Source organism: Microbacterium sp. KR10-403 (assembly GCF_040196215.1).
Lineage (GTDB): Bacteria > Actinomycetota > Actinomycetes > Actinomycetales > Microbacteriaceae > Microbacterium.
In genome coordinates this window covers 331,013-339,820 of sequence record NZ_JBEGDC010000001.1, presented here as the reverse complement: position 1 = coordinate 339,820, position 8,808 = coordinate 331,013, and the positions used below count along the sequence as shown (strand labels likewise).

18 protein-coding genes are annotated in these 8,808 nt (G+C 60.1%); all 18 read right to left on the bottom strand.

The window, feature by feature from the left end; all coding sequences use genetic code 11:
- Positions 1 to 717 (bottom strand): hypothetical protein, encoded by a 717-nt coding sequence (locus ABMQ42_RS01755; protein ID WP_349720959.1) that lies wholly within the window; start codon positions 715 to 717, stop codon positions 1 to 3.
- A gap of 49 nt (positions 718 to 766) precedes the next feature.
- Positions 767 to 1,459: a S24/S26 family peptidase gene (locus tag ABMQ42_RS01750; protein WP_349720958.1), complete on the bottom strand. Its 693-nt coding sequence runs from the start codon at positions 1,457 to 1,459 to the stop codon at positions 767 to 769.
- A 517-nt stretch (positions 1,460 to 1,976) separates the two neighbouring features.
- The gene (locus ABMQ42_RS01745; RefSeq protein ID WP_349720957.1) at positions 1,977 to 2,177 is read right to left on the bottom strand and encodes a hypothetical protein; all 201 of its coding nucleotides are present in this window, start codon (positions 2,175 to 2,177) and stop codon (positions 1,977 to 1,979) included.
- Positions 2,174 to 2,335, bottom strand: coding sequence for a hypothetical protein (locus ABMQ42_RS01740; protein ID WP_349720956.1), 162 nt, complete (start codon positions 2,333 to 2,335; stop codon positions 2,174 to 2,176). The genes ABMQ42_RS01745 and ABMQ42_RS01740 overlap by 4 nt, the downstream gene beginning before the upstream one ends.
- 59 nt (positions 2,336 to 2,394) lie before the next feature.
- Positions 2,395 to 2,562 carry a hypothetical protein gene (locus tag ABMQ42_RS01735; RefSeq protein ID WP_349720955.1) on the bottom strand — a complete coding sequence of 56 codons (168 nt, stop codon included), beginning with the start codon at positions 2,560 to 2,562 and terminating at the stop codon, positions 2,395 to 2,397.
- Positions 2,563 to 2,573: 11 nt separating this feature from the next.
- Entirely contained in the window at positions 2,574 to 2,906 is a 333-nt protein-coding gene (locus ABMQ42_RS01730; RefSeq protein WP_349720954.1) for a hypothetical protein, read from the bottom strand.
- Positions 2,907 to 2,964: 58 nt separating this feature from the next.
- On the bottom strand, positions 2,965 to 3,666 hold the full coding sequence (locus ABMQ42_RS01725; RefSeq protein ID WP_349720953.1) for a recombinase family protein: 702 nt from the start codon (positions 3,664 to 3,666) through the stop codon (positions 2,965 to 2,967).
- Positions 3,667 to 3,846: 180 nt separating this feature from the next.
- On the bottom strand, positions 3,847 to 4,071 hold the full coding sequence (locus tag ABMQ42_RS01720) for a hypothetical protein (RefSeq protein ID WP_349720952.1): 225 nt from the start codon (positions 4,069 to 4,071) through the stop codon (positions 3,847 to 3,849).
- The gene (locus tag ABMQ42_RS01715; RefSeq protein ID WP_349720951.1) at positions 4,061 to 4,210 is read right to left on the bottom strand and encodes a hypothetical protein; all 150 of its coding nucleotides are present in this window, start codon (positions 4,208 to 4,210) and stop codon (positions 4,061 to 4,063) included. The genes ABMQ42_RS01720 and ABMQ42_RS01715 overlap by 11 nt, the downstream gene beginning before the upstream one ends.
- 211 nt (positions 4,211 to 4,421) lie before the next feature.
- On the bottom strand, positions 4,422 to 5,291 hold the full coding sequence (locus ABMQ42_RS01710; protein WP_349720949.1) for a hypothetical protein: 870 nt from the start codon (positions 5,289 to 5,291) through the stop codon (positions 4,422 to 4,424).
- A gap of 62 nt (positions 5,292 to 5,353) precedes the next feature.
- Entirely contained in the window at positions 5,354 to 5,833 is a 480-nt protein-coding gene (locus ABMQ42_RS01705; protein WP_349720948.1) for a hypothetical protein, read from the bottom strand.
- A gap of 19 nt (positions 5,834 to 5,852) precedes the next feature.
- Positions 5,853 to 6,452: a signal peptidase I gene (locus ABMQ42_RS01700; protein ID WP_349720946.1), complete on the bottom strand. Its 600-nt coding sequence runs from the start codon at positions 6,450 to 6,452 to the stop codon at positions 5,853 to 5,855.
- Between the two features lie 101 nt (positions 6,453 to 6,553).
- The gene (locus ABMQ42_RS01695) at positions 6,554 to 6,745 is read right to left on the bottom strand and encodes a hypothetical protein (protein ID WP_349720945.1); all 192 of its coding nucleotides are present in this window, start codon (positions 6,743 to 6,745) and stop codon (positions 6,554 to 6,556) included.
- Positions 6,745 to 6,954 (bottom strand): hypothetical protein, encoded by a 210-nt coding sequence (locus tag ABMQ42_RS01690; protein WP_349720943.1) that lies wholly within the window; start codon positions 6,952 to 6,954, stop codon positions 6,745 to 6,747. Before ABMQ42_RS01690 ends, ABMQ42_RS01695 begins: the two co-directional genes overlap by 1 nt.
- 53 nt (positions 6,955 to 7,007) lie before the next feature.
- The gene (locus tag ABMQ42_RS01685; protein WP_349720942.1) at positions 7,008 to 7,439 is read right to left on the bottom strand and encodes a hypothetical protein; all 432 of its coding nucleotides are present in this window, start codon (positions 7,437 to 7,439) and stop codon (positions 7,008 to 7,010) included.
- A gap of 144 nt (positions 7,440 to 7,583) precedes the next feature.
- Complete coding sequence (locus tag ABMQ42_RS01680; RefSeq protein WP_349720941.1) at positions 7,584 to 8,015, bottom strand: hypothetical protein; 432 nt, start codon at positions 8,013 to 8,015, stop codon at positions 7,584 to 7,586.
- Between the two features lie 76 nt (positions 8,016 to 8,091).
- Positions 8,092 to 8,298 (bottom strand): hypothetical protein, encoded by a 207-nt coding sequence (locus ABMQ42_RS01675; RefSeq protein WP_349720939.1) that lies wholly within the window; start codon positions 8,296 to 8,298, stop codon positions 8,092 to 8,094.
- Complete coding sequence (locus ABMQ42_RS01670; RefSeq protein ID WP_349720937.1) at positions 8,295 to 8,603, bottom strand: hypothetical protein; 309 nt, start codon at positions 8,601 to 8,603, stop codon at positions 8,295 to 8,297. Before ABMQ42_RS01670 ends, ABMQ42_RS01675 begins: the two co-directional genes overlap by 4 nt.
- Positions 8,604 to 8,808: the final 205 nt, after the last annotated feature.

The following is an 8,808-nucleotide window of genomic DNA, read 5'->3' as shown; positions in this document are numbered from 1 at the left end:
TCAAAGCCCAGCCGCGGTGGCGACGTCGGCGTTCGGGATTAGGTAGGTGGTGTAGTCCCAGTTGTCGCCGTTCTCGGACTCCCCAGCGAAGGCGGTCTCGCCAGCCACGGTGTTCGCCTGTGCGAAGGCGAGGAGCGGCGAAGTGCCGTCCTGGTACGCGCTGAAGGTGAAGGCGGTCTTAAAGGATGTGTTCACGGCGGTCGCCATGAAGGGCTCCCACTCGGCAGGGTCCACGTCCACCGGGGTCTCCATGGTGATGTCCACCGTGAGGAGGTCATAAGGCGTGATCGGCTGGCTTGACACGATGCTGTGGGTGAGCAGGTCTCCGAGGGTTCCGGACCACTTGAGGATCTGCTGTGCGGCCATGTTCTTCACCTCGATGGTCACCTGAGTGTCCTTCGCCACTGGATGCGCGAGCAGATCGCTGCCGGTGAGGTCCGTGATGGTGAAAGCGAAGGTCGCAGGAAGCGCTCCCAGGTTGTTCACTTCGAGCTTGGTGTGGGACGCATCGGCACCTGGGGTGAGGTCCGCGTTCAGGGTGCCGCTGCTCTCGCTGTAGGCGAAGTTGAAGCTGTCCACCTTCACGGTGTGGGTGTTCTGGTCGGTGATGGTCTGCCCGAGGTTGGCGAACGTGCCACCAAGCACAAGACCACCGGCCACCAGCGTTCCTGCTAGCCCTACGGCTAGTGCTTTCTTCTTGGTATTGCTCTGTGTCATGGCTATCTCCTTGATAGTTGGGGGTTGTTGATTGGAATATCGACCAGCGTCAGCTAGCCGGCTCTTCGACTGCTGCCGAAGAACGCTTGCTCTTCTTGCTCTCAGCGCGCTTCTCCGCGAAGGCGACCAGATCAGGGATGAGCCAGAAGAGGAGGAGCACTGCTCCGAGAAGTACGAAGAATCCCCAAGGCGCATCGGCCTGAAGCTTGGAGAGGTTGCCCCAATCTCCAGCGCTCACCAGTTCGGAAGCATCGACCCACCACTCCGTGTTGATGGTGAAGAGGGTGATGGTGGAAGCGAACGGCTGAGGAATGTGGTTTACGACCACGCCGAAGAGGTCCTTCTGTGACGGCTTGAAAAGGTCAGCCACATTGTTGGCGTCACCCTGAGTGGTGGCGGTCCCGTCCTCGTGAACTTCTTTCACGCGGTGGGTGTAGCGAATCCCGTCGAGGTTCACCCCGACCACACTCCCCGTTACGAGGTCTCCTCCGACAGCAGGTGCGGTGACCAGCACATCGCCCACCATGTAGGTGGGTTCCATGGAGCCGGTGAGCACCTTGTTGAAGCTCACGCCCATGAAGAAGCTGAAGAGCAGCGGGATGAGCGAGAAGATCACCAGCGCCACGGTGGCGAACTGGAAGACCGAGAGAAGGAGCTCGCCGGTGCTCTTGAGCACGTCCTTGATGAAGCTGCCGGAAGACTCCTTCTCAGCGGCGATTGTTTCGGTTGTTGCTTCAAGCATTGCCTTCTCCTTGGTTCGAAGAGGTTTCTAACAACGTTTTGAGAAAAGCTCGCGCTTCCGTTGAGACCTGTTCGATGAGATTCAGGAGGGGTGCCACGTAGGAGGTCATAGCTGCGCTTCTGGGCGAGTTGTAGCGGCGAGACGCATAATCACCAACCACCTGGTTTCTGAAGCGGAGACTGTCAGCTACCGCTTCGGCTCTCAGTGGTGCTGCTGACGCCAACTGCTTCGTGTCGCACATAGTGCCGAGGCAAAGAACAAGCCCCGCATCGCTCGAAAGGATGCGGGGCTTGTTTGCGGTTGGTCAGATCAGCGTGAGCGCGCCCAGGCAAAGTGCGTGGATGTGCTGTGCTGCTCGGGGCAGAGGAAGCAGTGATCCGGGTCGGCTGGGTGAGAGGCGAAGAACGAGCGTTCGAGCAGCGCGATGAACTGTACGGCGCGCCAATCCGCCTCACCACTCAGAAGCTCACCGCGGAGGCGATTGGTGAGGGAGAGCTCCTCAGCGGGGGAGAGTAGGTCACTCATGGATCAGCCCTCCAACTATGGGGAAGGACTGAAGCTCGGGCTGGCTCACCTGGGGCACAGCGAGCCCATGAGCAGCGGAGTAGTAGCCCATGGCGAAACACGCGATGAAGAACAGCGCGAAACCGAGGACGGCACCAGCAGAGAAGCCGTAGACGCCGCGAAGGGTGCTCCTGAAGAGCTTGTCGACGGTCATCGCCCTGCCTCCTCGAGGAGGAACTCGTTGACGTCCTCGAAGCTCAGGTCGTAGGTCGCCATGATGTGTCGGAGGAGTCCGTGGTTCCACTGACGCTTCGCCTCAGCGAGCTGCCGCAACTGCTCTTCCCGGTCGATTGAAATGAGTTGGTTTGTCATCTTCTCTGCTCCTTGGTTGAGAGGTTGTACACCTCTCTAAACGGCTCTGCTCGCAGCCCTCACTTCTTGAACGAAGAACCAGGAACGGAACCGGGAACGGGGGAGTTGTCGAGTCGATCCAGTAGCTCGTAGGCCTCCCCGGGTGTCATGCCGAACTGCGCGATGAGTAAGTCCGCCATGCCGTTGCGGCTGCCGGTGCTCTTGATGGGGTCGTTTTTCTCAGCCATGGTCTTCTCCTTTAGTTGGTGCCGGGTCGTCTTGTGGGGAGACCGCCACCGGCGATCTTCGGCGCTCCAGGGTCCACGCGACGGCGAGGCGCTTCTTCCGTCATGCCCGCGTTGTCCAGCGCATCGAGGATCCGCTCCGCTCCGTGGCGGGTCAGCTCGAACTTTTTCTGAAGCACCACGGAAATGTCTTCGCGGGTGGCTCCGTGGAGGGAGGTTGAGCCGGTGAGCTCGTAGACCACCTTGCGGCTGTACTTGCCACCACCGAGGTGGACGACCCCCTTCCTCAAGTAGTAGGTGGTGCCGTTCTGGGTGAAGGTCACTTCGTGAGTCACAGTCAAAGTCATGGTCAGTTCTCCTTGTTTCTGCTGCTGGTTCTCTCTCTATCTCGCTCGTGAGAAAAGCTCATGCTCGTCGCCTTCTCATGGAACGGCGAGCCTCAGCATTCTTTAGCTCCCACTCTTCGCGGCTGATGTAGCTCCCGGTGAGCACTGCTTTGATGGTGCGAGGGGCCGTGTCCTGTTCCTTGCCGTCCTTCACACGCTTGGTACGAACGACTTTGCCGATGCTCGTGTAGCCGAGTCCCCGAGCTCGAAGCTTTTGAATCTCGACAATGTCCTTCTCCGTGAGGGTTGGCCGACGTCCCAAAGTGACACCTGCCTTTTGTAGTTCACTGAGCGCCCGTTTAGTCTTCTTCTGAATCTCCACGCGGTAGGCCTCGTTGGAAAGACTCTCGAAGGTGAGCTGGACGCCCTGTGAAAAGTCCTCGGGGTCGTCGTAAAGCTTCCTGTCGCGGACCACATACAAAGTTCCGCCGTTGTCGATGAGGTCTTCGATGGCGGAGAGGACCTTGCCCTTCTTGCGTCCCAGGCGGTCAAGCGAGTAGACACAAAGCTCAGCGGTGGGGTGTTGCTGAAGGAACGGAATGAGCTTCGTCGACCACGCCGAGTTCGGATCGGTCAGGTTCGTCTCACCACTGACGCCGTTGTCCGTGAAAAGCGTCATGGAGTCGTCGTAGGCGAGCAACGCCTTCTTTTGGTTTTCGATGCTCTGACCCTTGCCGTCGTCGCGAGATAGGCGCAGATAGCCGATGCGAAGTGGGTTCATTAGATGCTCCTTCGTGAAGTTTGATTTACGTCACGATGGAATATCGGTATAGGTCATGCTCGAAAGGTCATGACGAACTCATGGATTTAGATCACCGCGTGGGAGCCGCAGAAAGCCGCGAAAAAGCCCCACTCGCGTGGTGAACACGAGTGGGGCTCCTTTGAGAATCGCTGCTGAAAGTCACTGGAACGGCTTCAGCACTTCCTTGGTGATGCGGCGGCCTGGTCCTCTCTTGTGGAAACGCACCCACTTGAACGTAGTCATCATCTCCTCGTAAAGGCGGCTCGCCTCTACAGCGGTGCGGCGATGGTCCTTTGTTTCGGCCCACCCGCAGGTTTCAGGATCGCGGCAAAGCCGAGGGTCTCCGTTGTTGGGGTCTATGTGGAACCAGGCGTCAGTAATCATTGATGTTCTCCTTGTTTCGGCGGAAGCGTTCTGCTTTCCGGAAGTAGCGGTCGGCGTCCTCCAGGACTACGGCTTCCATGTCGTCGTAGAGGTAGAGGCGCTTTAGTGTGCGGGTTTGGGTGAACGTTCTCTTCGCCATGAGTTCTTCTCCTTGGTCAGGCGAAAGGGTTTCTAAAACGCTCAGCTCAGAAGCTCGCATTTTCGGTAGGAGACGCTCCCCGCGTTCAGCTCGCAGTGGTTGGTGATTGTGCGTCTCACCCCTACAACTCGCTCAGACTCGCAGCCAGCGCCGCTCACGGGCACAAGAGAGCCCCCGATGGGATAGGTGTCATCGGGGGCTTTCGGGCCTGTCAGCTATTCAGGAACTTCTGGCGGTCGTTGCCCACCGCGTCGAGCTTGCTCTCGATGTGGCCGAAGAGCTCGGGGTAGAAGCTGCGTGCGGTTTGCCAGTAGTTGTACTCTCTGACCTCGCGAAGGTCTTCCTCTTCCCTCGGGTCATACAGAGATTCGAGCGCGGAGTGCACGTCGCCGCGAACTGCGGGCGGGACTTGGACAAACCAGCGCGTTGATACGCCTTCGGGAAGCTTCGGACTGGCTTGCTGCTCCAGCCAGTCCGCTGCTTCGTGAGAGGCGAAAGCGCCTCGGCCCTGGCCACCCTGTGGATCATAGAAGCCCTTGAGTCCCTCAGAGAGGGCTTCCGCGGAGAAGTCCTCGCGACCCTTGCGCTCTTCACTGAAGCCTTGCCACGCGATAGCGTTGGCGCGAGCTCGGCTCTTCTCTTCCTCAAGTGCTGTGTTGGCGGGAGCTGAGTTGAGGGGCTTCTGTTCAAGCCAAGCGTCGTAGAACTCGTCGTAATCGCGCCCGGTTGCTTCCATTGCGTACTGGAAAGCGGACTCCCGCACAGCGCTGTCGTCGTCGAGGTCGTTTTCCTCCAGGAACTCGTAGATTCGGTGAGCGTTGACCGTGATGTTCTCTGGGGTGAGAATCGCTGCGGCGCGCTTACGATCCTTGTTGCGATTCAGCAGGCTTTTGAGCATCACGCGCTGCGAGGCCTTAACCGCCCCCGCATCGACCACGAGGCTCTGCGTCTCCTCAGCCATGGAGGCGGTGACTGCATCAGCGAGCGAGTCAAAGTGGTTCGCCTCTCCGAGCGGGCAAGCGCGCACGCTCGCACCACAGGGTTCAGTCTTACCGTTCTTGGTTACATGGAACTTTGCCATCTTTTCTTCTCCTTCGTCGGTGTCTCTTCTGACGCCGACTGCTTGTTTGTAATATCGGGGTGTCACTCGATGAGCTGATCTGCGGTGACGCTCACCGGGAAGCTGAACTCGATGCGGTGCGTGGGGTTCTGCGGACCACGTACTTCTACCGAAACTTCAGTGCTTTCGTTCGGTGCGAGGTTCCCCAGGGGAAAGCTGCCGGTGAGGACTTCGCGAACGGTTCCGCTCCAGCTCTCGTCGCCGCTGCGGACGGTGGCGGTGCTCTCATCCCAGAGGGTTTCCTTCGCCTCGAGGACAGGCAGGCGTGCCTGATCGACTGAGAAGACGAGCTCCCCAGGCACGTCGCCGCTGTTGGTCACCACGAACTCGCTCACAGTCGGAGCGGGGGCGGCGAGGTCGCCTATGAGCGCATCATCACCGGTGATGGTGACGGCGAGGGTGGGGACAGCAGCATCGGTGGAAACCTGAGCGCCCTGAAGCAGCCCGAAGCCCACCAGCGCAAGCACCAGGAAGAAGCCGAGGCCGAGGAGCTTGGGTGCCACGGAGGGCACGGCACGAAGCTCACGCACGACGACACCGCTCGATGAGAGAGATGAAACCCTCGATGGTCCAACAGAGGATGAGCACCAGCGCAGCGATGATCGCAGCCCACGGTGCGTCCTCCGCTTGCTTCGGTAATTCACTCCAGTCACCCATGAACGCCTTGGTGGTGTCAGCGCGCCACTCATCGGTGCTGAGGAACTGCTGGAGGAACCCAGCGGCCGGCTGAGGAATGTGCGTCACGACGACGCCGACCAGATCGTCCTGAGTGATCGGCGCTCTGTCCGCGGTGGGGTTGTTGTCGCCCTTCATGATTGCGGTGCCGTCAGGGAGCACTGCGAACACTCGGTGAGTAACGCTGATGAAGCCGTAGCGGTAGGTGACGATGGCACCTTCTTGAAGATCGCCTGGTTCCGGGGCGCGCTGAACTACGAAGTCGTCGGTCATGATGGTGGGCTCCATGGAGCCACTCACCACGCGGCTGAACTCCAGCCCGAAGGCGGCTGAGGCACCCACGGGGATAGCCACCAGCGCGACCAGCCCTAGGGCGAGCCACTGAATCAGCGAGAGGGTGAACTTCGTTTTCTTAAGGAAGCGCTTAGGGGCGGTTGTGTTCGTCATACAGGCGTCTCTAACTCGCCACTGAGAAAGCTGGGGCAAAGAAGAAGCCCCGCAGTTTTATGACGAACGTTGCGGGGCTTCTGGTTGGAATATCGCCAGGGTCAGCGGCTCACCAATTTCTGGAAGAGTGGAAGCCCAAGGAGCCAGTCAGCCACCCAGGTCACCAGGTCGGTGATGGGCTCCACGATCCAGGTACCTAGGGCAACCAAGTCCCAGTCAAAACTGGTGAGGAGTGCCAGGGCGAGGCCGGAGACGAGGAGCGCCCCTAGGAGGCCGAAGATGAGGCGGCCCATCAGAACGGCTCCAGCTCAGAGTGCGGGCCGTCGAGCTCTTTGATGAACTCTCGCATATCGTCGTCCCATCCCCAGTCCCACTCATCGGAGGCGGCCTCCGCGGGAGTGAGCGGCTGGAGCGTCTTGAACTCGGGCTGAGGTCCGTCCTGGTCCAGGATCAGCTTGGGCTCCAGGTAGTCCTGCGGTTCGGTCGGCTTGTTTTCGGTCATGATCTTCTCCTTGATCTATTGATGAACGTCTCTAACGCGGCGCTCGAAAAAGCTCAGAACCCGTCGTCCTCGAAGCTCGGCTCGTAGTAGTCAGAGGAGAAGCTGGTGTCAGGGTGAGCGTCCGCGAAGAGGTCACCGTTAGCCTCAGCGCTCGCCGCTTGCCGTTCGCGCCAGTCATCGTGAACCTGCTGTGGCTTGTTCGCTGCGCTCTGGCGGAAGCTCTCGAAGTCAGAGACAGAGAGGGAAGAGGCAGGCACCGCAGGGGTCTGTGGGGGAAGCGGTGTGGGGTCAGCCGCGATGAACTTTCCCCAGTCGTCGGGGAGTGCGAGCTGGTAGTCGCCCTGGGTTTCGAGCGCCTCAAGAGCGAGGGCACGCATCGCATCCTTCGCGCTGCCGTAGTGCTCCTCAACCGGTGCCAAAGGACAGGAGCGCGAGGTGGCACCACAGGGGGCCACGGCGCCAGTGCTGGTGGTGTGGAACTTCATGGTGTCTTCTCCTTCATCGGCGCTGCTGACGCCGACTGACAAAGGGAATATCGGAGAACTTCGTGTGACACGTGGCTACGGGACGGCGGCGAATTGGAAGAGCCCCTCGATGGACGCGACACATCGAGGGGCTCTGGCTTTGGGTCAGTTGCAGGAGGCTGCTCCGTGGCCAGCACAGGCCATATTGGTGAAGAGTTGCTTGCCACCGGAGACGTGGTACACGATGACACCGAATCCGAGGAAGTCTTCGCCGTAACTCATAGTGGTTCCCACTGTGGCCGTCCAGTCGCTCCCGCGGAACGCGGCGGAGTTCGAGAACTGCAAAGCGAGCTCGTGGGCGCGCTTCTGCCAGACGGAGTCGGTGCGGGTACCGCGGTCGTAGAGTCCTTCGGCTTTTGCCTTCGCGTCCACCTTCTTCCAGAGCTCCGTGGCCTTCCCCTGAAGGGAGGCCTGAGTTGCGGTCTTCACGACTGTCTGGGTGGTCGCGGCCTGTGCGGGGCTGCTGGTGAAAGCGAGTCCTGCGGTGAGGCCCACCGCGAGGGTGAGGGTTCCTAAGATAAGTGGAAGCTTTGACATGGGGTTTCTCCTTGATGGGTGCGAGGAATATCGAGTAGCCCCGCACAGGTCTCTCTAACGCGGCTCTGAGAAAAGCTCAGGAGAACAGCTGGACCACCACATACAGCCCACCGATGGCGGTCGCCACGAGAATCAGCTTCACGAGGAGTTCCAGACGCCCTTCGCGAATTTCTTGGCTGCGCGCTTCCAGGTGCTGCGCGAGGAGGTGGCGACGGATCGCTTCTCGCTGCTCCTCCGATGTGGGTTCCGGCTCACGCTGCGGTTCACGCTCCACCGCCTTCACAGCTCAAGCTCCTCATCGTCGTAAGAGATGGTGGGGACGAGCTTCGCCTCGCAGGCTTTGCGAAAAGCCGCTCGCAACTCAGCGGTACTCGATGCATCGATGGTGATCGCTTCCAGCGCACGAGGGGTGATGCGTGAGAGGACGTTCTCGATGGCAGGATCAAGCTCGTCCCACTGGATGGGTGCGCCGGTTCTGGCCACGCCCGCTTCACGGGTGGCACGGCTGATGATGGCCGCTCCCAGCGCATCCCGCACGAGCGCTGCGCGCTCCTCGGTTGCGGGGGTGAGATGGTCTCTTATGCTCATGGTCTGCTCCTTCTGTCGGGTCGTCACAAGGGTTTCTAATGCGAGCAGCTCAGAAGCTCGCACTTTTGCTGGAAGACGCTCTCTGCTTCCAGCTACAGGTGGTTGGTGATTGTGCGTCTCACCGCTACAACTCGCTCAGACTCGAAGCCAGCGCCGCTCAGGGGCATAAGAAAACCCCCGATGTGTGGAGGTCATCGGGGGCTTT